This is a genomic window from Kitasatospora sp. NBC_00315, from assembly GCF_041435095.1.
Taxonomy (GTDB): Bacteria; Actinomycetota; Actinomycetes; order Streptomycetales; family Streptomycetaceae; genus Kitasatospora.
Map to the genome: position 1 here is coordinate 7,360,570 of NZ_CP108025.1, position 26,092 is coordinate 7,386,661.

General features: G+C 75.2%; 3 protein-coding genes. All 3 read left to right on the forward strand.

The genetic code is table 11. The features are described 5' to 3' along the window. Positions 1-183 precede the first annotated feature (183 nt). The 3 genes from OG823_RS30960 to OG823_RS30970 are packed head-to-tail and all read left to right on the forward strand — an operon-like array spanning position 184 to position 26,044. On the forward strand, positions 184-12,684 hold the full coding sequence (locus OG823_RS30960; RefSeq protein ID WP_371483464.1) for an amino acid adenylation domain-containing protein: 12,501 nt from the start codon (positions 184-186) through the stop codon (positions 12,682-12,684). Then, a complete protein-coding gene (locus OG823_RS30965) occupies positions 12,681-25,778 on the forward strand; it encodes an amino acid adenylation domain-containing protein (protein WP_371483465.1) in 13,098 nt (4,365 codons plus the stop codon). The genes OG823_RS30960 and OG823_RS30965 overlap by 4 nt, the downstream gene beginning before the upstream one ends. Before the next feature lie 41 nt (positions 25,779-25,819). Beyond that, positions 25,820-26,044, forward strand: coding sequence for an MbtH family protein (locus OG823_RS30970; protein ID WP_371483467.1), 225 nt, complete (start codon positions 25,820-25,822; stop codon positions 26,042-26,044). Positions 26,045-26,092: the final 48 nt, after the last annotated feature.

Here is a 26,092-nt window from a genome sequence, read left to right on the forward strand (position 1 = left end):
AGGATCCCCGCCGGGCGCGACCCCCCGGACGCGGCCCGGCCCGGCCTCCCCGTGCCCCGGGCCGCCGTCGTGCGAGCGGCGGCAGCCCGGGGCGGCAGCACCACCACCCAGGACAGCGCAGCAGCGCACCAGCGCCCGGGCCGGCCCGTCCGGCGGGGCGGCACGTAACCGGAAGGCCCGACCATGGCAGAGGCGAGCACCGACACACCGCAGGCCGGGCCCACCGGCCCGGTGGAGCTGACGGCGGCCCAGGCCGGCGTCCTGGCCGCACAGCGGATCGACCCCGGGAGCCCGGCGTACAACGTCGGCCAGTACGTCGAGCTGGACGGCCCGCTGCGGCCGGAGCTGCTGGAGGCGGCCCTGCGCAGCACCCTGGCCGAGGCCGACGGGCTGCACGTCCGGCTCGCCGAGCACCAGGGCCGCACCGTGCAGCTCCCGACCCGTTTCGCCGCCGAGCAGTGGCGCCTGCCACACCTGGACACCCGCGGCGCCGCCGATCCGGTCGCCGCCGCCGTCGCCCTCGTCCAGGGCCAACTGGCCGTCCCCGTGGCCCTGGAGGGGCCCGAGGCCGGTCCGCTGAGCGGCTCCCTGCTGGTCCGCACCGGGGAGAGCAGCCACCTGTGGTTCCAGTGGTTCCACCACCTGGTCGTCGACGGCTACGCCGTCGCCCTGTTCACCCGCCGGGTGGCCGAGGTGTACACCGCCCTCGCCGAGGGCGCCCCCGCGCCCGCCGCCGCCTTCCGCCCGGCCGCCCTGCTCGCCGAGGCCGAGCGCGAGCACCTCGGCTCGGAACGGGCCGAGGCCGACCGCGCCCACTGGACGCGGCGCTTCGCCGACCGGCCCGCCGTCACCGGCCTCACCGAGGAGAGCGCCCCCGCCGCGCCCGCCGCACTGCGCCACCGGATCGAGCTCACCGCGACGGAGTCCGCCACCGTGCTCGCCGCCGCCCGGGCCACCCGCACCACGTGGGCCGAGGCGGCCACCGCCGCCCTCGCGGTCTACCTGCACCGGATGACGGGCACCCGGGACGCCGTCCTCGGCATGCACTTCATGGCCCGCACCGCCCCCGGTACCCTGCGGGTGCCCGGCATGGCCGTCAACATCCTCCCCGTCCGGCTGGCCGTGACCGGTACGGACACCTTCGGGCAGTTGCTGCGCCGCGCCGCCGGCGAACTCAAGGACGCCCGCCGCCACCAGCTGCACCGCGGCGAGGAGATCCGCCGCGAGCTCGGCCTGGTCGGCACCGACCACCGCCTGTACGGCCCGCTCCTCAACCTCAAGCCCTTCGACCTCGACCTGGACTTCGCGGGTACCCCCGGACGGACCGTCAACCTGGCCTCCGGCCCGATCGAGGACTTCTCGCTCTCCGTCAGCAAGACCCCGGCCGACCGGCTCGTGCTGGAGTTCGACGCCAACCCGGCCCTCCACACCGCCGCCGGCCTGGCCGGGCACGCCCGGCGCTGCGCCGGCCTGCTGATCCGGCTGGCCGCCGATCCCGAGCGGCCGGTGGGCGAACTCCAACTGCTCGCCGACGCCGAACTCGGCGCCGTCCTGCACGACTGGAACGACACCGCCCACGCCGTGCGCGAAGGCACGCTGGTCGGCCGGGTCGCCGAACGCACCGCCGCCACCCCGGACGCGGTGGCCGTCGTCTTCGAGGGCGCCGCCCTGACCTACCGCGAACTCGACCGGCGCGCCGACGCCCTCGCCCGCACCCTGGTCGCCGCCGGGGCCGGGCCCGACCGGGTGGTCGCGGTCGCGGTGCCGCGCTCCGCCGAGCTGATGGTCGCCCTGCTCGGCGTCCTCAAGTCCGGCGCCGCCTATCTGCCGCTGGACACCGAGTACCCGGCCGAGCGCCTCGCGTACACGGTCGAGGACGCCGCCCCGGTGCGCGTGGTCACCGTCCCCGAGGTGCTGGAGCGCCTGCCCGCGAACGCCCGCGCCCTCGCCCTCGCCCTCGGGGACGAGCCGGCGCCCGACGTCCGGCTCCCCGAGGCCCGCCCCGACCACGCCGCGTACGTCATCTACACCTCCGGCTCCACCGGGCGCCCCAAGGGCGTCGTCGTCACCCACCGCGCCATCGTCAACCGGCTCGCCTGGATGCAGCACGCCCACCGGCTGCGCGCCGACGACCGGGTCCTGCAGAAGACCCCGGCCGGCTTCGACGTCTCCGTCTGGGAGTTCTTCTGGGCCCTGTGCGAGGGCGCCGCGGTCGTGCTGGCCCGCCCGGCCGGCCACAGGGACCCGGCCTACCTCTGCGCGCTGATCGCCGAACAGCGCGTCACCACCCTGCACTTCGTGCCCTCGATGCTGCGCGCCTTCCTGGAGGAGCCGAGCGTCGCCGCGCTCTGCACCGGTCTGCGCCGGGCGTTCTGCTCGGGCGAGGCGCTGCCCGGCGACGTCGTCGAGCGCTGGCACGCCACGCTGCCCGCCGTCCCGCTGCACAACCTGTACGGGCCGACCGAGGCCGCCGTCGACGTCACCCACCACCGCACCGAGCCCGCCGCGGGCGTCGTCCCGATCGGACGCCCGGTCTGGAACACCCGTCTGTACGTCCTGGACGCCCGGCTGCGCCCCGCGCCGGTCGGCGTGCCCGGCGAGCTGTACCTCGCCGGCGTCCAGCTCGCCCGGGGCTACCTCGGCCGGCCCGCACTGACCGCCGAACGCTTCGTCGCCGACCCGTTCGCGGGCGACGGCACCAGGCTGTACCGCACCGGCGACCTGGCGCGCTGGGCCCCCGACGGCGCCGTCGAGTACCTCGGCCGCACCGACGACCAGGTCAAGGTGCGCGGCTTCCGGATCGAGCTCGGCGAGATCGAGGCCGCCCTCGAAGCGCAGCCCGGCGTCACCCGGGCCGCCGTGACGGCCCGGGAAACCACCCCGGGCGGCGCGCGGCACCTGGTCGGCTACGTGGTCCCGGCCCCCGCCGATCCCGAGGCCCTGCGCGGGGCTCTGGCCCGCACCCTGCCCGAGCACATGGTGCCCGCCGTCCTGGTGGGCCTGGACACCCTGCCGCTCAGCCTCAACGGAAAGCTCGACCGCAGGGCGCTGCCCGCCCCGGCCCGCGGCGACGCGGACGCCCGGGCCCCGCGCACCGAGGCCGAGCGGGTGCTCGCCGCCCTGGTCGCCGAGATCCTCGGGCTGCCGGAGGTCGGCGTCGACGACAACTTCTTCTCGCTCGGCGGCGACAGCATCTCCGCCATCCAGCTCGGCAGCCGCGCCCGCGGGGCCGGCTGGGAGATCACCCCTCGGGTGGTGTTCGAGCGCCGTACGGTCGCCCGGATCGCCGCCGCGGCCGAGGCCACCCGTGCGTCGGCGGCCCCCGCCGAGCCGGCCGCCGACGCCCTCGGCGACCTGCCGCCCACCGCCGTCAGCGAGTGGCTGCGCGGCCGTGGCGGCCCCGTCGCCCGGTTCGGACAGCACGCCGTCGTCACCCTGCCGGCCGCCCTCGACCGGGACCGGCTGGCTGCCGCCCTGCAGACACTGACCGACCGTCACGACGCGCTGCGGCTGAGCCTGCGGATCGAGCCCGACGGCCGCTGGATCCAGCAGATCCGGCCGGCCGCACCCCGGGCCGAGCTGCTGCGCCACGTCGAGGTCGCCCCGGGGGAGCTCGACGCCGCCGCCGCACGGGAGCGCGAGAGCGCCGCCGACCGTCTCGACCCCGAGCGGGGCGTCGTCCTACAGGCCGTCCATCTGGACGCCGGGCCCGGGACCCCGGGCCGGCTGGTGCTGGCCCTGCACCACCTCGTGGTCGACGGCGTCTCCTGGCGCATCCTGCTGCCGGACCTGCGCGACGCCTACGAGGGCCGCGACCTCCACCCGGTGACCACCCCGCTGCGCCGCTGGGCCACCGGCCTCGCCGACGCCGCCGGCTCCGACGCCGTCCGGGCCCAGCTGCCGCACTGGCAGGCGGTGCTGGCCGAGGGCGCCGGTCCGCTGCTCGGCGACCGCCCGCTCGACCCGGCCCGCGACACCCTGGCCGGCACCCGTCACCTCACCCTCACCCTGCCACCCGCCCGAACCGCCCCGCTGCTCGGCGCCGTGCCCGCCACCCACCGGGCCGGCGTGGACCACGTCCTGCTGACCGCGCTCGCGCTGGCGGTGCTCGGGCGCCGCCGGGCCAGGCACGGCGGGGCGAGCCGCCCCGACCTGCTGCTCCGCCTGGAGGGCCACGGCCGCGAGGACGCGCTCGTCCCCGGCGCCGACACCGCCCGTACGGTCGGCTGGCTGACCACCGAGTTCCCGGTCCGCCTCGACCTGGCGGGGATCGACCTCGCCGAGGCCCTGGCCGGCGGCCCCGCCGCCGGGCGCGCCCTGGCCCGGGTCAAGGAGCACCTGCGCGCGCTGCCCGACGCCGGGGCCGGGTACGGCCTGCTGCGCCACCTCGATCCGGTCGGCGCCGCCGCCCTCGCCGACACCGAGGCCCCCCAGCTGCTGTTCAACTACCTCGGCCGGTTCGGTGCCGGGCAGGAGCCCTGGAGCACCGGCGCCGAGGCCTTCGCGGCGAGCGCCGATCCCGCGATGCCCGCCGCTCACGCCCTGGAGATCGGCGCCTTCGTCCACGACCGCGCCGACGGCCCCGAGCTGGCCGTCCACCTCGGCTGGCCGCAGGGCGTCCTCACCGAGCAGGCCGTCCGCGACCTCGCCGAGCGGTGGTTCGCCGCCCTGGACGCGCTGACCGCCTACGCGGGCCGCGCCGACGCCGGCGGCCTCACCCCCTCGGACGTGCCGCTGGCCGCCGTCACCCAGCCCGTACTGGACGCGCTGGCCGCCGAGCACCCCGCCACCGTGGACGTCCTGCCGCTCTCCCCGCTCCAGGAGGGCCTGCTCTTCCACGGCCTCTACCAGGACGCGGACGGCGCGGACGACCTCTACACCTCGCTGACCGCGCTCGACCTGCGCGGCCCGCTCGACCGCGAGGCGCTGCTCGACGCGGTCGACGCGGTGGTCAACCGGCACGCCGCGCTGCGCTCCGCCTTCACCGCCGCCGTCCCCGGCCGCCCGCTCCAGCTGACGGCCGAACGGGTCACCGTGCCCTGGACCGTCCACGACCTCAGCACGGTGACCGCCGACCGCCGGGCCGTCGAGATCGCCCGGATCGAGCACGAGGAGGCCGCCCGGCGCTTCGACCTGGCCCGCCCGCCGCTGGTGCGCTGCGCCCTGGTCACCCTCGGCCCGGAGCACCACCGCCTGGTCCTGACCCGCCACCACATCGTGATGGACGGCTGGTCGACACCGGTCCTGCTGCGCGAACTGATCGGCGCGTACGGCGCGGGCAGCGCCGACGCGCTGCCCGCGGTGACCCCCTACGCCGACCACCTGGCCTGGCTGGCCGCCCGCGACGGCGCCGCCGACACGGCGGCCTGGCGGGCCGCGCTGGCCGGCCTGGAGGCGCCCACGCTGCTCGCCGACGTCCTCGGCCGGCCCGTCGAGGGACCGGCCGCCGCCGGCGCCGAGATCGACCTGCCGATCCCCGCCGCGCTCTCCGCACGGCTCACCGCCACCGCCCGCCGACACGGACTGACGCTGAACACCGTCGTCCAGGGCGCCTGGGCGATCCTGCTCGGCCGCCTCACCGGCCGCCGGGACGTCGTGTTCGGCGCCACCGTCTCCGGGCGCCCCAGCGACATCCCCGGCGTGGAGTCGATGGTCGGCCTGTTCAGCAACACCGTCCCGGTGCGCTTCGCGCCGGAGGAGGACGAGCCGGTCGCCGAGGCGCTCGGCCGCCTCCAGGCGCAGCAGTCCGCGCTGCTCGACCACCAGTACCTCGGTCTGGCCGACATCCAGGCCGAGGCCGGACACGGCACCCTCTTCGACACCCTGCTGGTCTTCGAGAACTACCCCGTCGACCCCGATCTGCTGACCGCCCGAGGCCTGCGGGTGGCCGGCATCACCCACCACGGCGCCACCCACTACCCGCTGACCGTCCTCACCCTGCCCGGCGAGGCCCCGCGGCTGACCGTCGAGTACCGCCCCGACGTCCTCACCGCCGAGCAGGCCCGCGCCACCGGCAGCCGCCTGCTCGGCCTGCTGGAGCAGATCGCCACCGCCCCCGCCACCGCGGTCGGCGCGCTGGAGATCCTGGACGCCGCCGAACGCGCCGGCCTCCTCGACGAGCGGAGCGCCACCGCCCGTCCGGTGCCCGACCGCACCGTGGTCGACGCGTTCCGGGCGCAGGCCGCCGCCACCCCCGACGCCACCGCCGTCGTCTTCGGCGCCGAGCGCCTCGGCTTCGCCGAACTGGCGGCCCGCGCGGAGCGCACCGCCCGCCACCTTGCCGCCCTCGGCGCCGGCCCCGGCACGGTCGTGGCCCTCGCCCTGCCGCGCTCCGCCGACCTGGTCGCCGCGCTGCTCGGCGTGCTCGGAGCCGGCGCGGCCTACCTGCCGGTCGACCTCGACCACCCGGCCGAGCGGATCGCCCTGATGCTCGCGGACGCCGAACCGCTGCTCACCCTCACCACCGCCGAGGTCGCCGCCCGGCACCCGGTGCTCGCCGCCCACGGCCGGGGCGCCGTCCTGCTCGCCGAGCTGGGCACCCGCGACGCCGAGCCGGCCCGCCCGCACGCCGACGACCTCGCGTACGTCATCCACACCTCCGGCTCCACCGGCCGGCCCAAGGGCGTCCAGGTGTCGCACCGGGGCCTGGCCAACATGCTGGAGCACCACGGCTCCACCGTGTTCGCCCGGGCCGTCGAGGCGGCCGGCGGCCGGCGCCTGCGCGCCGCGCACACCGCCTCCTTCTCCTTCGACTCCTCCTGGGAGCAGCTGCTCTGGCTGATCGGCGGCCACGAACTGCACGTCTACGACGAGGATCTGCGCCGCGACCCGCAGGCCCTGACGGCCCGGCTGATCGCCGACCGGATCGACACCCTGGACGTGACCCCGTCCTTCGGCGGCCAGCTCGTCGAGTGGGGCCTGCTGGACAACGAGGAGCACCGCCCGGTGCTGTTCCTGGTCGGCGGCGAGCCCTGCGGCGAGGCGCTGTGGACCAGGATCCGGGAGACCGAGGGGGTGATCGGCCACAACTTCTACGGACCGACCGAGTACACCGTCGACGCCCTCGGCGCCGCCCTGGCGGACAGCGCCACCCCCTTCGTCGGCCGCCCGATCGGCAACACCCGGGTGTACGTCCTGGACGCCCGGCTGCGTCCCGTCCCCGCCGGGGTGCCCGGTGAGCTGTACATCGCCGGACCGGGACTCGCCCGCGGGTACGGCAACCGGCCCGCATTGACCGCGGGACGCTTCGTCGCCGACCCGTTCGCGGGCGACGGCACCCGGATGTACCGCACCGGCGACGTCGGGCGCCGGCGCGCCGACGGCAGTCTCGACTACCTCGGCCGCGACGACGACCAGGTGAAGATCCGCGGTTTCCGGGTCGAGCCCGGCGAGGTGGAGGCGGCCCTCGCCGCGCTGCCCGGCGTCGCCCGGGCCGCCGTCGTGGTCGGCGGCAGCGGCGCGGTGCGCCGCCTGGTCGGCTACGTGGCCCCCGCCTCGCTCGACCCGGTCGCGCTGCGCAAGACCCTCGCGCAGTCGCTGCCCGAGTACCTCGTCCCCGCGGCGATCCTCCCGCTGGCGGCGCTGCCGCTGAACGTCAACGGCAAGCTCGACCGGAGCGCCCTGCCCGAGCCGGAGGCCGCGGCCCTCGACGCCCCGGCCGGCCGCGCGCCGCGCGACGAGCGCGAGGCGGTGCTCTGCGGGATCCTCGCCGACGTGCTCGGCCTGCCCCGGATCGGCGTCGACGACGACTTCTTCGACCTCGGCGGGCACTCGCTGCTGGCCACCCGCGTGATCGGCCGGGTCCGGGCCGCGCTCGGCGTGGAGGCCGCCGTGCGGGACCTCTTCGAGACCCGCACCGCCGCCCGCCTCGCCGCCCGGCTGCGCACCGCCGCCGCGAGCCGGCCCGGCCCCGCCGCCCGGCCGCGCCCCGCGCTGCCGCCGCTCTGCGCCGCACAGGCCCGGCTCTGGTTCCTCCACCGCCTCCAGGGCCCGAGCACCGCGTACACCATCCCCTGCGCGCTGCGGATCGACGGCCCGCTCGACCCCGACGCGCTGCGGGCGGCGTTCGGCGACGTGCTGGCCAGGCACGAGGCGCTGCGCACGGTCTTCCCCGACCTCGACGGCCGCCCGTACCAGCGGATCCTCACTCCGGCCGAGGCCGGCCTGCCGTTCGCGGTGGAGGAGGTGACGCCGCACCTGCTGGACGCGGCGGTCGCCGCCGCCGGGGCGTACGCCTTCGAACCGGCCACCGAGATCCCGGTGCGCGCCACCCTGCTGGGCGCCGGGCCCGAGCGGCACGTGCTCAGCATCGCGCTGCACCACATCGCCGGTGACGAGTGGTCCGAGGGCGTGCTGCTGCGCGACCTCGACCGGGCCTACGCCGCCCGGCTGGCCGGCTCCGCGCCGGCGTTCGCCCCGCTGCCGCTGCAGTACGCCGACCACGCGCTGTGGCAGGCCGAGCTGCTCGGCGAGCAGGACGGTCCGGCCGCCGCCCAGAGTGCCTACTGGACGCAGCGCCTCGCCGGGCTGCCCGCCGAGCTGGCCCTGCCGGCCGACCGGCCCCGCCCCGCCGAGGCCACCGGCCGGGGCGGCGCCGTCCGCCTGCGCCTGCCCGGGGAACTGCACACCGCCCTGCGCGACTACGCCCGGCGCACCGCGAGCACCCCCTTCATGGTCACCCAGGCCGCCGCCGCGCTGCTGCTCGGCGGGCTGGCGGGCACCACCGACGTGGCGCTCGGCACCCCGGTCGCCGGACGGTCGGACGAAGCGGTGGAGCAGGTCGTCGGGTTCTTCGTCAACACCCTGGTGCTGCGCCACGACCTGGCGGGCGAGCCGACCTTCGACGAGCTGGTCACCCGCTCCCGGGAGGTGGTGCTCGGCGCGCTGGCCCACCAGGACCTCCCCTTCGACCGGCTGGTGGAGATCGTCAACCCGGAGCGCTCGCTCGGGCGCCACCCGCTGTTCCAGGTGATGGTCCAGCACCGCAAGGAGGCGGGCGGGCTGGACCGCCTGCTCGGTGCCCGCACCGCACTGCTGCCGGATCCGGTGCACGCGGCCCGCTTCGACCTCGCGCTCACCTTCGCCGAGTCCGCCGACGGCGCCCGCACCGACCTTACCGTCATCCACGCCGAGGACCTGTACGACCGCTCCACCGCCCGCCTGTTCGGGGAGCGGCTGCTCCGGGTGCTGGAGCAGGCGCTGGCCGCCCCCGACCGTCCGGCCGCCCGGATCGAACTGACCTCCGCCCAGGAGCGCCGGGGCCTGGCGGGCGAGTGGAACGCCACCGAGCGCGAAGTCCGCCCCGGTACCCTGCTCACCCGCATCGCCGAACGGACCGAGGCAACGCCGGACGCCGTCGCCGTGCTCTTCGAGGACGAGCGGCTGACGTACCGGCAGCTGGACGGACGAGCCGCCCGGCTGGCCCGGGTGCTGGCCGCCGCTGGGGCCGGCCCCGACCGGATCGTGGCCGTCGCCGTCCCGCGCTCCACCGAGCTGATGGTCGCCCTGCTGGCCGTCCTCAAGTCCGGCGCCGCCTACCTGCCGCTGGACACCGAGTACCCCGCCGAGCGGCTGGCCGCCATGATCGAGGACGCCGGGCCGGTCTGCGTGCTGACCCTGCCGGGCCAGGAGGCCGGGCTGCCCCGGGTGCCCGGCGTGCCCGTCCTGCTGGTCGACACAGCCGCCGCCGCTGACGCCGCTGACACCGCCGCTGACGCCGGTACCGGTGCCGCCGGAGCCCGGGCCGACCGTCCGCAGGCCGAGCCGGTGGCCCCCGGCCCCGACCACGGCGCGTACGTCATCTTCACCTCGGGCTCCACCGGCCGCCCCAAGGGCGTCCTGGTCAGCCACCGCGCCATCGTCAACCGGCTGGACTGGATGCGCGAGGTCTACAGCATCACCGCCGCCGACCGCGTCCTGCAGAAGACCCCGGCCGGATTCGACGTCTCGGTCTGGGAGTTCTTCCTTCCGCTGGTCAGCGGCGCCGCCGTGGTGCTGGCCCGGCCCGGCGGCCACCGCGAACCGGAGCACCTGGCCGCCCTGGCCGCCCACCGCCGGGTCACCACCGCGCACTTCGTACCCTCCATGCTGGCCGCCTTCACCGCGGCGGCCGAGCAGGACGAGGCGATCCGCGCGGGCTTCAGCGGCGTCCGCCGGGTCTTCTGCTCCGGCGAGGCCCTGCCGGCCGGCGCCGTCGACCGCTTCGCCGCGCTCTGGCCGCAGATCGACCTGCACAACCTGTACGGGCCCACCGAGGCCGCCGTCGACGTGACCTACCACCGGGCCTGGGCCGGTTCGGGGGTGGTCCCGATCGGGCGGCCGGTCTGGAACACCCGCCTGCACGTGCTGGACGCCCGGCTGCGGCCGGTGCCGGTCGGCGTGCCCGGTGAGCTCTACCTCGGCGGCGTCCAGCTGGCCCGGGGCTACCTGGGCCGGCCGGGGCTGACCGCGGGTCGCTTCGTCGCCGACCCGTTCCGCCCCGGGGAGAGGATGTACCGCACCGGCGACCTGGTGCGCCGCCGGGTCGACGGCGAGGTCGAGTACCTCGGCCGCACCGACGACCAGGTGAAGATCCGCGGCTTCCGGATCGAACTCGGCGAGGTCGAGGCCGCGCTGGCGGCCGCGCCGGGTGTCGGCCGGGCCGCCGTCAGCGCCCGTCCGTTCACCGAGGGCGGCGCCCGGCAGCTCGCCGGGTACGTGGTGCCGCGGCCCGGCGCCGCCGTGGACGGCGAGGCCGTGCGCGCCGCCGTCGCCGCCGTGCTCCCCGCGCACATGGTGCCCGCCGTGGTCACCGTGCTGGACGCGCTGCCGCTGAGCGTCAACGGCAAGCTCGACCGCAAGGCACTGCCCGCGCCCGGCCGCCGGGAGCGCGCTGCCGCCCCCGTCGGCCACACCCCCGCCAAGGCGCTGGCCAGGGTCTTCGCCGAGGTGCTCGGCCTGCCCGAGGTCGCCGAGGAGGAGAACTTCTTCGCTCTCGGCGGCGACAGCATCGTCTCCATCCAGTTGGTCAGCCGGGCCCGCAAGGCCGGCTTCGAGATCGCCGCCAAGGACGTCTTCACCCACCCGACCCCGGCCGCCCTCGCCGCCGCCGCGAAGGGAACGCCCCGGCCAATACCCGCCGTTCGGGCCCCCGAGCCCGTCCAGGCCGACGGCGAACTGCCCGTCCTGCCCGTCGTGCACTGGCTGCGCGAGCGCGGCGGCCCGATCGACCGGTTCAACCAGTCCGTCCTGCTGACCGTCCCGCCGACGCTGCGCGAGCAGCCGCTGCGCCGGGCGCTGGCCGCTCTCGCGGGCGACCACCCGGCGCTGCGGCTGCGGCTGGACCGCACCGACGGTGTCTGGACCGAGGAGATTCTGCCGGTGGGCGTCGCCCCCGCCGCCACCGACCCCGCCACCCTGCGCCGGGTGGAGGGCGCCGACCTGGCCCTGATCAGCCGCGAGGCCGACGCGGCCGTCGCCGCACTCGACCCCGACCGGGGCCGGATCCTGCGCGCCGTCTGGTTCGACGCCGGGGCCGGCCAGGACGGCAGACTCCTGCTGACCGTCCACCACCTCGCCGTGGACGGTGTCTCCTGGCGCACCCTGCTGCCCGGGCTCGCCACCGCCTACACCGCGCTCGCCGGAGGCGCCCGCCCCGCGCCCGAACCGGAGGGCCACACCCTGCGGGCCTGGTCGGAGCGCCTGCTCGGGCACGCCCAGGAACGCTCCCGGACGGCCGAACTCGGCTACTGGCGCTCCGCCCTGGCCGGACCGGGCGGCCCCCTCGCGGCGCTCGCCGCCGACCCGGTGCGCGACACCGTGGCCACCCTGCGCACCCTGCGCCGGATCCTGCCGGCCGACCGCACGGCCCCCCTGCTGACCGCCGTGCCGCAGGTCTTCGGCGCCGGCGTGGACGACGTGCTGCTCACCGCCCTCGCCCTCGGCGTGGCCGCCGCCCGTCCGCAGGCCGCGCCGGCCCTCCAGGTCGATCTGGAGGGGCACGGCCGGGGCGGCAGCGAGAGCGCCGCACTGACCCCCGACCTCGCCCGTACCGTCGGCTGGTTCACCACCGTCCACCCCGTCCGGCTCGACCTCGCGGGCATCGACCCGGCGGACGCGCTCACCGGCTCGGCGGCCGCCGGACGCGCCCTCAAGCAGGTCAAGGAGCAGCTGCGGGCCGTCCCCGACCGTGGTCTGGGCCACGGCCTGCTGCGCCACCTCAACCCGCAGACGGCGCCGCAGGTCGCGGCCCTGCCGCGCTCCGAGGTGCTGTTCAACTACCGGGGCCGCACCGATGGCGCAGGTGGCCCGCTCGGCGGCTGGCCGCTCGCCCCGCAGGACGAGCGGAGCGCCGTGGCGGCCGCCGCCGGGCCGGACCCGGAGATGGCCGCCGGCTATCCGCTGGAGATCGACGCCGTCGTCCAGGCCGGCCCGGACGGACGCCCCGAGCTGGCCGTCGAGTGGAGCTGGCCCCGGGCCCTGCTGACCGAGGCCGAGGTCACCGAGTTGGCGGACGCCTGGTTCGACGCCCTCGACGCCCTCGCCCGGCACACCGCCGGCGGCGCGGCCGGCGGGGTCACCCCGTCGGACCTGAGCCTCGTCTCGCTCGGGCAGGCCCAGATCGACCGCCTGGAGTCCCGCCTGGAGTCCCGCCTGGGATCCCGCCTGGGATCCCGCTCGGAGCCCCGCCCGCGCAGGCGCCGATGAACGCCGCCGACCCCGCCGCGCCCCTCCCCACCACCCCGAGGACCGAGAACACCGTGACGAACGACGCCACCGCCCCGACCGCCACCGCCGCGACCGACGCCACCGCGACCGGGCCCGCCGCGACCGACGACACCGCGACCGGGCCCGCCGCGACCGACGCCACCGCGACCGGGCCCGCCGCGACCGACGCCACCGCGACCGGGGCCGCCGCGACCGGGCCCGCCGCGACCGACGCCGCGCCGGCGGACGCCGGCGCACCGGAGGGGACCGGCGCGGCCGCCCCGGCCCTGGAGGACGTGTACCCGCTCTCCTCGCTCCAGGAGGGACTGCTCTTCCACGCCCTGTACGACGACACCGCGCGCGACGTCTACGTCGTCCAGTCCCACCTCGACCTGGCCGGCGCCGTCGACGGCGCCCGGCTGGCCGCCGCGGTGGACGCGCTGCTGCTGCGCCACGCCAACCTGCGGGCCGGCTTCTGGTACGAGGACCCGGAGGCGGTCGTCCAGTTCGTCCAGCGCACGGTGGCGACCCCGCTGCGCGAGGCCGACCTCACCCGCCTGACCGGCGAGGCCCGGGAGGCCGCCGTCCTGGCCGTCATGGAGGAGGACTGGCACCACCGCTTCGAGCTGGACGCCCCGCCGCTGCTGCGGATCGCCCTGATCCGGCTGGCCGACGACCGGGCCCGGCTGGTCATCACCTGCCACCACCTGCTGCTGGACGGCTGGTCGATGCCGATCCTGGTGCGCGAACTGCTCGCGCTGTACGGCTCGGCCGGTGACCCCTCGGCGCTGGCGCCGGTCCGCCCGTACAAGGACCACCTCGCGCTGCTCGCCACCCGCGACACCGCCGCCGCCGAGGCCGCCTGGGGCGCCGCCCTGGCCGGGCTCGACCGGGTCCACCCGGTGGCGCCGGGCGCCGGAACCGCGACCGCCGTCGAACCGGCCGTGGTCACCCTGCACGCCGACGCGAGGCTCTCCGCCGCGGTGGCCGCCGCCGCGCGCGGACGCGGACTGACCCTCGGGAACCTGGCCCACACCCTGTGGGGCGTGCTGGTCGGCTCGCTCACCGGCACCGCCGACGTGGTCTTCGGCACGACCGTCTCCGGCCGCCCCGACGACCTGCCGGGCGCCGACGGCATGGTCGGCCTGTTCATCAACACCGTGCCGGTTCGAGTCCGGCTCCGGGGCGGCGACACGCTCGCCGGCGCCGCCGCAGCCGTGCAGCGCGAGCAGGCCGAGCTGATCGCCCACCAGCACCTGGGCCTGGCCGCCATCCAGCGCCGCGCCGCCGTCGAGGGCACGCTCTTCGACACCCTGCTGGTGGTCGAGAACTACCAGGGCGGCGGCGACGCGCTCCGCGAGGCGCTCGGGGAGACCCGGGGCCTGTCCGTCACCGGCCTCGGTGCGCGGGACGCGACCCACTACCCGCTCGGCATGACGCTGCTGCCCGGCGCCGAACTGCGCCTCGAACTCGAATACCGCCCGGACGTCTTCGAGCCCGCCGAGGCTCGGCGGATCGCCCGCCGCTTCCTCGGCCTGCTGGCCGCCTTCGCCGCCGACCCGGACACCCCGCTCGCCCGGCTCGACCTGCTCGGCGCGGACGAGCGCGCCGAACTCGCCCGGCACACCCGTGGCGCCGTCCACGCCGTACCCGCAGGGACGGTCGCCGACCTCTTCGGCGCGCAGGCCGCCCGCACCCCGGACGCCCGCGCCCTGGTCGGGCCGGCCCTCCACGGCGGCGCCGCCGAGCTGACCTTCGCCGAGCTGGACGACCGGGCGGACCGCCTCGCCCGGCTGCTGCTCCGCCGGGGGCTCGGCGCCGAGCGGATCGCCGCCCTGGCACTGCCCCGTTCCGTCGAGGCCGTGGTGGCGATCCTCGCCGTCCTGCGGGCCGGCGGTGCCTACCTGCCGCTGGACCTCGACCACCCGGCCGAGCGGCTCGCGACCGTCCTGGACGACGCCCGCCCCGCCGTCCTGCTGACCACCCGCCAGGTCGCCGCTCGCCTCCCGGAGGTGCCCGGCGCCGTCACCCTGCTGCTGGACGAGCCGGACACCGCGGCGGCGCTCGCCGCCCTGCCCGGCGGCCCGCTCGACGACACCGAGCGCGGCGGCCCGGTCCACCCCGCGCAGGCCGCGTACGTCATCCACACCTCCGGCTCCACCGGCCGTCCCAAGGGCGTGGTCGTCCCGCACCAGGGGCTGACGAACCTCGCCCACGACCACCTCGCCACCACCTTCGCCGAGGCCGTCCGCGCGACCGGACGCGAGCGCCTGCGCGCCCTGCACACCGCCTCGTTCTCCTTCGACTCCTCCTGGGAGCAGCTGATCTGGCTGATCGGCGGGCACGAACTGCACGTCCTCGGCGAGGACGACCGCCGCGACGCCGAGACCGTGGTCGCCTACACCCGCGCCCACCGCATCGACACCCTGGACGTCACGCCGACCTACGCCGGGCAGCTGGTCGACTCCGGCCTGCTCGCGGGCGCGCACCGCCCGCCGGTGCTGCTGCTCGGCGGCGAGGCGCTGCCCGAGGCGCTCTGGAGCCTGCTGCGGGCCGAGCCGGGCGTCACCGCGATCAACTACTACGGTCCGACCGAGTTCACCGTCGACGCCCTGGTGGCCGACCTCGCCGACAGCGCCGTTCCCGGCATCGGCCGCCCGCTGCGCAACGGCGGCGCGTACGTCCTCGACTCCCTGCTCCGGCCGGTGCCCGCAGGTGCGCCCGGCGAGCTCTACCTCGCGGGCGTCCAGCTGGCCCGCGGCTACCTCGACCGCCCCGGCCTGACGGCGGAGCGCTTCGTCGCCGACCCGTTCCAGGACGGCGAGCGGATGTACCGGACGGGCGACCTCGTGCGCCGCCGCACCGACGGCACCATCGACTACCTCGGCCGGGTCGACGACCAGGTGAAGATCCGCGGCTACCGGATCGAACTCGGCGAGATCGAGGCGGTCCTGGCCGATCGGCCCGGCGTCGGCCAGTGCGCCGTGCTGGTCCGGGACGGCGCCGTCCAGCGGGTCGTCGCGTACGTCGTCCCCGCCCCGGGCGCGGCCGCGCCGGACACCGCGGCACTGCGCGAGGCCGCCGCGGCCCGGCTGCCCGCCCACATGGTCCCCTCCGCCTTCGCCGTCCTCGACGCCCTCCCGCTGACGGTCAACGGCAAGCTCGACCGCGCGGCGCTGCCCGACGACGCCCTGGACCTCACCGCCGGCTCGACCGGACGCGCGGCCACCACCGAGACCGAGCGGCTGCTCTGCGAGATCTACGCCGAGGTGCTCGGCCTGCCGGGCACCAGCGCCGACGACGACTTCTTCCGCCTCGGCGGTGACAGCATCTCCTCCATCCGGCTGATCGGCGCCGCCCGCGCCGAGGGCCTGGCCGTCAGCCCCAGGGACGTCTTCGAGCAGCGCACCCCGGCCGCGCTGGCAGCCCTCGCCGACCTGCGCGGAGCCGGGCCCGAGCCGGTGCTCGCCGACCTCCCCACGCCCACCGCGGCCGAGCTCGCCACGATCCGCGCGGCCGCCCCGGGGCTGGAGATCGAGGACGTCTGGCCGGTCTCCCCGCTCCAGGAGGGCCTGCTGTTCGAAGCGGGCTACGACGATCGGGCGCTGGACGTCTACACCTCCCGGGACGTCGTCTCGCTGACCACCCGCGTCCCGGTCACCGTGCTGCGGGCCGCCGTCACCGCCGTCCTGACCCGCCACCCCAACCTGCGGGCCGGCTTCCTCCAAGACGGCCTGGACCGGCCGGTGCAGTTCCTGCCCCGCGCCGTCGACGTCCCGCTCACCGAGATCGACCTCGGCGACCTCGCGCCCGAGGCGTTCGAGGCCGAACTGCGCCGGCTCAAGGAGGCCGAGGCGTTCGTCCGCTTCGACCTGACCGCTCCGCCCCTGCTGCGCCTGGTCTCGGTGCTCGCCCCCGGCGGCCACCAGCACATCCTGATCACCAACCACGCCCTGCTCTGGGACGGCTGGTCCTCCGGCCTCTTCCTCCAGGAGCTGCTGACGCTCTGCCACCTCCAGTTGGCCGAGGGCTCGCCCGCCGTCGCGGACGTCGCCGCCGCGGCCGGCCCCGCGCTGCCCTACCGGGACTTCCTGCGCTGGCTCGCCGCCCAGGACCAGGAGGAGGGCCGGGCCGCCTGGCGGGAGTCGCTGGCCGGTCTGGCCGAGCCGACGCTGCTCGCGCCCCAGGCCCGCGAGCGGGCCGCCCTGCTGCCCGAGGAGGTCACGGCCGGGATCTCCGTCGAGCTGACCGAGCGCCTCGCCGCCTTCACCCGCGAGCACGGACTCACCCTCAACACCCTGGTGTCCGGCGCCTGGGGCCTGCTGCTGGCCGGTCTGACTGCCCGTGAGGACGTCGTCTTCGGCGCCACCGTCTCCGGCCGGCCCGCCGAGCTGCCCGGTATCGACGCCACCATCGGCATGTTCCTCAACGCCGTGCCCGTCCGGGCACGGCCGGCCGGCCACGAGACGGTGGCGGCCTTCCTGGCCCGACTGCAGGCCGAGCAGTCGGCCCTGCTGGCGCACCACCAGACGGGCCTCGGCGAGATCCAGCGCGGCGCCGGGTTCGGCCGCCTCTTCGACACCCTCCAGGTGCTCCGCAACACCCCCGCCGACGAGGGCGTGCGCGACCGCATCCGGGAGGCACTGGGCGTGCGGCAGGTCACCGACGTGGACGCCACGCACTTCCCGCTGATCTTCGTCACCAACCCGGGAGAGGCACTCACCTTCGAGTGGAAGTACCGCACCGACGTCTTCGACCGCGACACCGTCGAGCAACACGCCGAGCGGCTGCTCTCGCTGCTCCGGCAGATCGCCGACCGGCCCGGGCTCCTGGTCCGTGAACTCGACCTGTTGACGGTGCGGGAGCGGGGTCTGGTGTTGGGGGAGTGGGTGGCGACGTCGCGGGAGTTGCCGGAGGTGACGGTGGCGGATCTGTTGGCGGAGCGTGCGGTGCTGGTGCCGGGGGCGACGGCGTTGGTGTGCGGTTCGGTTTCGTGGACGTATGCGGAGTTGGATGCGCGGGTGAACCGGTTGGCGCGGTTGTTGGTGTCGCGGGGTGCGGGGCCGGAGCGGGTGGTGGCGTTGGGGTTGCCGCGTTCGTTGGAGATGGTGGCGGCGTTGTTCGCGGTGTTGCGGACGGGTGCGGCGTATCTGCCGTTGGAGTTGGACCACCCGGTGGAGCGGTTGGCGTTCATGGTGGCGGAGACCGGGCCGGTCTGCCTGGTCACCGACTCGACCGCGCTCGCCCGGATGCCCGACGTCGCCGGCGTGCTGCTGCTCGACTCGCCGGAGGTCCGCGCCGAGCTGGCGGAGCTCTCCGCTGAGGCGTTCAGGGTGCCGGTGGATCTGGACTCGCCGGCGTATGTGATCTTCACGTCGGGTTCGACGGGTCGGCCGAAGGGTGTGGTGACGCCGTATCGGGGGCTGACGAACATGCAGTTGAACCACCGGGAGGCGATCTTCGATCCGGTGGTGGAGTCGGCGGGTGGTCGTCGGCTGCGGATCGCGCACACGGTGTCGTTCTCCTTCGACATGTCGTGGGAGGAGTTGCTCTGGCTGGTCGAGGGTCACGAGGTGCACGTCCTCGACGAGGCGCTGCGCCGGGATGCCCAGGGCCTGGTGGGTTACTGCGCCGAGTACCGGATCGATGTCGTGAACGTCACGCCGTCCTATGCGCAGGCTCTGGTGGAGTGCGGTCTGTTGGAGGAGGGGCGGCATCGTCCGGTGCTGGTGCTGTTGGGGGGTGAGGCGGTGGCGGAGTCGTTGTGGTCGCGGTTGCGGGAGGCGCCGGGGGTGTTGGGTTACAACCTGTACGGGCCGACGGAGTACACGATCAACACGCTTGGTGGTGGGACGTCGGATTCGGTGACGGCGACGGTGGGGCGGCCGATCCGGAACACGCGGGCGTATGTGTTGGACGGGTCGTTGCGTCCGGTGCCGGTGGGTGTGTCGGGTGAGTTGTACGTGTCGGGTGTGGGGTTGGCGCGGGGGTATCTGCGTCGTGCGGGGTTGACGGCGGAGCGGTTCGTGGCGGATCCGTTCGGTGTGCCGGGTGGGCGGATGTATCGCACGGGTGATGTGGTGCGGTGGCGTCGGGAGGGTCTGTTGGACTTTCTGGGGCGGGTGGACGATCAGGTGAAGATCCGGGGTTACCGGGTGGAGCCGGGGGAGGTCGAGGATGCGATCGCGGCGCATCCGGGGGTCGCGCAGGCGGCGGTGGTGGTCCGGGAGGACACCCCCGGCGTGAAGCGCCTCGCCGCCTACCTCGTCCCGGTCATGACCGGCCCGGAGAGCGCCGTCCCGGACGTCGCCGCCCTGCGCAACGACCTCGCGCAGCGCCTGCCGGAGTACATGGTCCCGTCCGCGTTCGTCGTCCTCGACGCGCTGCCGCTGACCGTCAACGGCAAGCTCGACCGCAGGGCCCTGCCCGCACCCGAGAGCGCGGGCACCGGCCGCGCCCCGAGGGACGCCCGGGAGGAGATCCTCTGCGGCCTCTTCGCTGAGGTGCTCGGCCTGGGCTCGGTCGGCCCCGAGGAGCACTTCTTCGACCTCGGCGGCCACTCGCTGCTCGCCACCCGCCTGGTAGGCCGCATCCGGACGGTGCTCGCCGGCACGCTGACGGTCCGCGACCTCTTCGAGGCGCCCACGCCGGCCGGGCTCGCCCACCGGATCACCGAGGGCGGGCGGCCGCGCACCGCGCCGACCCGCCGGACCAGGCCCGCCGAGCTGCCGCTCTCGCACGCCCAGCGCCGGATGTGGTTCCTGCAGAACCTGGACGGCTCCGGGGCCACCTACAACGTGCCGCTGGTCGTCCGGGTCACCGGCCCGCTCGACCGGGACGCCCTGGCCGGCGCCGTCCACGCGGTGACCGAGCGCCACGAGAGCCTGCGGACGGTCTTCACCGAGCGCGCCGGCGACGTGTTCCAGCAGGTGCGTGAGCCGGCCGCCGCCGTGCACATCGTCCCCTCCTCGCAGGAGCGCCTGGCGGCGGACGTGGAGGCCGCCGTCCGGTACGGCTTCGACCTCGCCACCGAGCTGCCGCTGCGGGTCACCCTGCTGGAGATCGCCCCGGACGACCACGCCCTCGTCCTGCTGTTCCACCACATCGCCGGGGACGAGTGGTCGATGCTGCCCTTCGTCGAGGACCTCACCACCGCCTACACCGCGCTCGGCGACGGCCGGACACCCGGCTGGGCGCCGCTGCCCGTCCAGTACGCCGACTACACCCTCTGGCAGCAGGAGCTGCTGGCCGGCGCCGACGACCCGGACAGCCTGCACGGCCGTCAGGTCGGCTACTGGCGGGAGGCCCTCGCCGGGATTCCCGAGGAGTTGGCGCTGCCCACCGACCAGCCGCGCCGCCCGCTGGCCGGGTACCGGGGCGACACCGTGCACGCCCAGGTGCCGCCGGCCGTCTACCGGGGCCTGCGTGAGGCGGCCCGGGCGGCCGGCGCCACCACCTTCATGGTGCTCCAGGCGGCCGTCGCCACCCTGCTGCACCGCCTCGGCGCCGGAACCGACATCCCCCTGGGGGCGCCGGTCGCCGGTCGCTCCGACGCCGCGCTGGACGCACTGGTCGGCTTCTTCGTCAACACCCTCGTCCTGCGCAACGACCTCTCCGGCGATCCGACCTTCGCCGAACTGCTGGCCCGTACCCGGGACACCGACCTGGCCGCCTTCGCCCACCAGGATCTGCCCTTCGACCGCCTGGTGGAGGCCGTCAACCCGCCGCGCGTGCCCGGCCGCCACCCGCTGTTCCAGGTGATGCTCGGCTACCGGCAGAGCGACGGACAGGCCGGCCGGCTGCTCGGACTGGAGAGCCGGATCGTGCCGTTCGAGCTGGGCGCGGCCAAGTTCGAACTCGACTTCAACTTCGAGGAGACCCCGAGTGCGGAGGAGATCGACATCGCCTTCGAGTACGCCACCGACCTCTACGACCGCGGCACCGCCGAGGCCCTGGTCGAGCGGCTGCTCGCCGTCCTGGAGCAGGTCGCCGCCGACCCGCGGCGCCGGATCGGCGCCCTGGACGTGTTGACGGTGCGGGAGCGGGGTCTGGTGTTGGGGGAGTGGGTGGCGACGTCGCGGGAGTTGCCGGAGGTGACGGTGGCGGATCTGTTGGCGGAGCGTGCGGTGCTGGTGCCGGGGGCGACGGCGTTGGTGTGCGGTTCGGTTTCGTGGACGTATGCGGAGTTGGATGCGCGGGTGAACCGGTTGGCGCGGTTGTTGGTGTCGCGGGGTGCGGGGCCGGAGCGGGTGGTGGCGTTGGGGTTGCCGCGTTCGTTGGAGATGGTGGCGGCGTTGTTCGCGGTGTTGCGGACGGGTGCGGCGTATCTGCCGTTGGAGTTGGACCACCCGGTGGAGCGGTTGGCGTTCATGGTGGCGGAGACCGGGCCGGTCTGCCTGGTCACCGACTCGACCGCGCTCGCCCGGATGCCCGACGTCGCCGGCGTGCTGCTGCTCGACTCGCCGGAGGTCCGCGCCGAGCTGGCGGAGCTCTCCGCTGAGGCGTTCAGGGTGCCGGTGGATCTGGACTCGCCGGCGTATGTGATCTTCACGTCGGGTTCGACGGGTCGGCCGAAGGGTGTGGTGACGCCGTATCGGGGGCTGACGAACATGCAGTTGAACCACCGGGAGGCGATCTTCGATCCGGTGGTGGAGTCGGCGGGTGGTCGTCGGCTGCGGATCGCGCACACGGTGTCGTTCTCCTTCGACATGTCGTGGGAGGAGTTGCTCTGGCTGGTCGAGGGTCACGAGGTGCACGTCCTCGACGAGGCGCTGCGCCGGGATGCCCAGGGCCTGGTGGGTTACTGCGCCGAGTACCGGATCGATGTCGTGAACGTCACGCCGTCCTATGCGCAGGCTCTGGTGGAGTGCGGTCTGTTGGAGGAGGGGCGGCATCGTCCGGTGCTGGTGCTGTTGGGGGGTGAGGCGGTGGCGGAGTCGTTGTGGTCGCGGTTGCGGGAGGCGCCGGGGGTGTTGGGTTACAACCTGTACGGGCCGACGGAGTACACGATCAACACGCTTGGTGGTGGGACGTCGGATTCGGTGACGGCGACGGTGGGGCGGCCGATCCGGAACACGCGGGCGTATGTGTTGGACGGGTCGTTGCGTCCGGTGCCGGTGGGTGTGTCGGGTGAGTTGTACGTGTCGGGTGTGGGGTTGGCGCGGGGGTATCTGCGTCGTGCGGGGTTGACGGCGGAGCGGTTCGTGGCGGATCCGTTCGGTGTGCCGGGTGGGCGGATGTATCGCACGGGTGATGTGGTGCGGTGGCGTCGGGAGGGTCTGTTGGACTTTCTGGGGCGGGTGGACGATCAGGTGAAGATCCGGGGTTACCGGGTGGAGCCGGGGGAGGTCGAGGATGCGATCGCGGCGCATCCGGGGGTCGCGCAGGCGGCGGTGGTGGTCCGGGAGGACACCCCCGGCGTGAAGCGCCTCGCCGCCTACCTCGTCCCGGTCATGACCGGCCCGGAGAGCGCCGTCCCGGACGTCGCCGCCCTGCGCAACGACCTCGCGCAGCGCCTGCCGGAGTACATGGTCCCGTCCGCGTTCGTCGTCCTCGACGCGCTGCCGCTGACCGTCAACGGCAAGCTCGACCGCAGGGCCCTGCCCGCACCCGAGAGCGCGGGCACCGGCCGCGCCCCGAGGGACGCCCGGGAGGAGATCCTCTGCGGCCTCTTCGCTGAGGTGCTCGGCCTGGGCTCGGTCGGCCCCGAGGAGCACTTCTTCGACCTCGGCGGCCACTCGCTGCTCGCCACCCGCCTGGTAGGCCGCATCCGGACGGTGCTCGCCGGCACGCTGACGGTCCGCGACCTCTTCGAGGCGCCCACGCCGGCCGGGCTCGCCCACCGGATCACCGAGGGCGGGCGGCCGCGCACCGCGCCGACCCGCCGGACCAGGCCCGCCGAGCTGCCGCTCTCGCACGCCCAGCGCCGGATGTGGTTCCTGCAGAACCTGGACGGCTCCGGGGCCACCTACAACGTGCCGCTGGTCGTCCGGGTCACCGGCCCGCTCGACCGGGACGCCCTGGCCGGCGCCGTCCACGCGGTGACCGAGCGCCACGAGAGCCTGCGGACGGTCTTCACCGAGCGCGCCGGCGACGTGTTCCAGCAGGTGCGTGAGCCGGCCGCCGCCGTGCACATCGTCCCCTCCTCGCAGGAGCGCCTGGCGGCGGACGTGGAGGCCGCCGTCCGGTACGGCTTCGACCTCGCCACCGAGCTGCCGCTGCGGGTCACCCTGCTGGAGATCGCCCCGGACGACCACGCCCTCGTCCTGCTGTTCCACCACATCGCCGGGGACGAGTGGTCGATGCTGCCCTTCGTCGAGGACCTCACCACCGCCTACACCGCGCTCGGCGACGGCCGGACACCCGGCTGGGCGCCGCTGCCCGTCCAGTACGCCGACTACACCCTCTGGCAGCAGGAGCTGCTGGCCGGCGCCGACGACCCGGACAGCCTGCACGGCCGTCAGGTCGGCTACTGGCGGGAGGCCCTCGCCGGGATTCCCGAGGAGTTGGCGCTGCCCACCGACCAGCCGCGCCGCCCGCTGGCCGGGTACCGGGGCGACACCGTGCACGCCCAGGTGCCGCCGGCCGTCTACCGGGGCCTGCGTGAGGCGGCCCGGGCGGCCGGCGCCACCACCTTCATGGTGCTCCAGGCGGCCGTCGCCACCCTGCTGCACCGCCTCGGCGCCGGAACCGACATCCCCCTGGGGGCGCCGGTCGCCGGTCGCTCCGACGCCGCGCTGGACGCACTGGTCGGCTTCTTCGTCAACACCCTCGTCCTGCGCAACGACCTCTCCGGCGATCCGACCTTCGCCGAACTGCTGGCCCGTACCCGGGACACCGACCTGGCCGCCTTCGCCCACCAGGATCTGCCCTTCGACCGCCTGGTGGAGGCCGTCAACCCGCCGCGCGTGCCCGGCCGCCACCCGCTGTTCCAGGTGATGCTCGGCTACCGGCAGAGCGACGGACAGGCCGGCCGGCTGCTCGGACTGGAGAGCCGGATCGTGCCGTTCGAGCTGGGCGCGGCCAAGTTCGAACTCGACTTCAACTTCGAGGAGACCCCGAGTGCGGAGGAGATCGACATCGCCTTCGAGTACGCCACCGACCTCTACGACCGCGGCACCGCCGAGGCCCTGGTCGAGCGGCTGCTCGCCGTCCTGGAGCAGGTCGCCGCCGACCCGCGGCGCCGGATCGGCGCCCTGGACGTGTTGACGGTGCGGGAGCGGGGTCTGGTGTTGGGGGAGTGGGTGGCGACGTCGCGGGAGTTGCCGGAGGTGACGGTGGCGGATCTGTTGGCGGAGCGTGCGGTGCTGGTGCCGGGGGCGACGGCGTTGGTGTGCGGTTCGGTTTCGTGGACGTATGCGGAGTTGGATGCGCGGGTGAACCGGTTGGCGCGGTTGTTGGTGTCGCGGGGTGCGGGGCCGGAGCGGGTGGTGGCGTTGGGGTTGCCGCGTTCGTTGGAGATGGTGGCGGCGTTGTTCGCGGTGTTGCGGACGGGTGCGGCGTATCTGCCGTTGGAGTTGGACCACCCGGTGGAGCGGTTGGCGTTCATGGTGGCGGAGACCGGGCCGGTCTGCCTGGTCACCGACTCGACCGCGGTCGCCCGGATGCCCGACGTCGCCGGCGTGCTGCTGCTCGACTCGCCGGAGGTCCGCGGCGAGCTGGCGGAGCTCTCCGCTGAGGCGTTCAGGGTGCCGGTGGATCTGGACTCGCCGGCGTATGTGATCTTCACGTCGGGTTCGACGGGTCGGCCGAAGGGTGTGGTGACGCCGTATCGGGGGCTGACGAACATGCAGTTGAACCACCGGGAGGCGATCTTCGATCCGGTGGTGGAGTCGGCGGGTGGTCGTCGGCTGCGGATCGCGCACACGGTGTCGTTCTCCTTCGACATGTCGTGGGAGGAGTTGCTCTGGCTGGTCGAGGGTCACGAGGTGCACGTCCTCGACGAGGCGCTGCGCCGGGATGCCCAGGGCCTGGTGGATTACTGCGCCGAGTACCGGATCGATGTCGTGAACGTCACGCCGTCCTATGCGCAGGCTCTGGTGGAGTGGGGTCTGTTGGAGGAGGGGCGGCATCGTCCGGTGCTGGTGCTGTTGGGGGGTGAGGCGGTGGCGGAGTCGTTGTGGTCGCGGTTGCGGGAGGCGCCGGGGGTGTTGGGTTACAACCTGTACGGGCCGACGGAGTACACGATCAACACGCTTGGTGGTGGGACGTCGGATTCGGTGACGGCGACGGTGGGGCGGCCGATCCGGAACACGCGGGCGTATGTGTTGGACGGGTCGTTGCGTCCGGTGCCGGTGGGTGTGTCGGGTGAGTTGTATGTGTCGGGTGTGGGGTTGGCGCGGGGGTATCTGGGTCGTGCGGGGTTGACGGCGGAGCGGTTCGTGGCGGATCCGTTCGGTGTGCCGGGTGGGCGGATGTATCGCACGGGTGATGTGGTGCGGTGGCGTCGGGAGGGTCTGTTGGACTTTCTGGGGCGGGTGGACGATCAGGTGAAGATCCGGGGTTACCGGGTGGAGCCGGGGGAGGTCGAGGATGCGATCGCGGCGCATCCGGGGGTCGCGCAGGCGGCGGTGGTGGTCCGGGAGGACACCCCCGGCGTGAAGCGCCTCGCCGCCTACCTCGTCCCGGGTGAGGGTACCCTTATCGAGACCCCCGCAGTTCGTCGTATGCTGGCCGGGCGCCTGCCGGAGTACATGGTCCCGTCCGCGTTCGTCGTCCTCGACGCGCTGCCGCTGACCGTCAACGGCAAGCTCGACCGCAAGGCCCTGCCCGCACCCGGCGCAGCCGACTTCTCGGCGGCCGGACCGCTGCGCGAACCCCGGTACGCCGGCGAGAAGGCGGTGCACGCCGTCTTCACCGAGGTCCTGGGCCTGCCCGGCCTCGGGATCGACGAGAACTTCTTCGACCTCGGCGGCCACTCACTGCTCGCGCTGTCGCTGCTGCAGCGTCTGCGAGCCGCCTTCGACGGCGAGTTGACCCTCGCCGACCTGCTGGGCCGGCCCACCGTCGCCGCGCTCGCCGAACTCCTGGTCGAGCGGACCGTCGACATGGCCCTCGGCCTCCCCGAGGGCACGGCCGCCCCCTGCTCCGACTGACCGTCCTTCCCCACATCCGAGCCACCCCGAGGAGTACGACCATGACCGCGACCAACCCCTTCGAGGACGACGACGCCCGCTACTACGTCCTCGTCAACGCCGAGAACCAGCACTCGCTGTGGCCCGCCTTCGCGGAGATCCCGGCCGGCTGGACGGTCACCCACGGCGAGGACTCCCGCCAGGGCTGCACCGCGTACGTCGACGCGACCTGGACGGACATGCGGCCCGCCTCGCTGGTGGCCCGCAGCGAGTCCGCCGACGCCTGACGGAGCGCGGGGGGACGGCGGCGCGCCGTCCCCCCAGCCCCGGCCCTG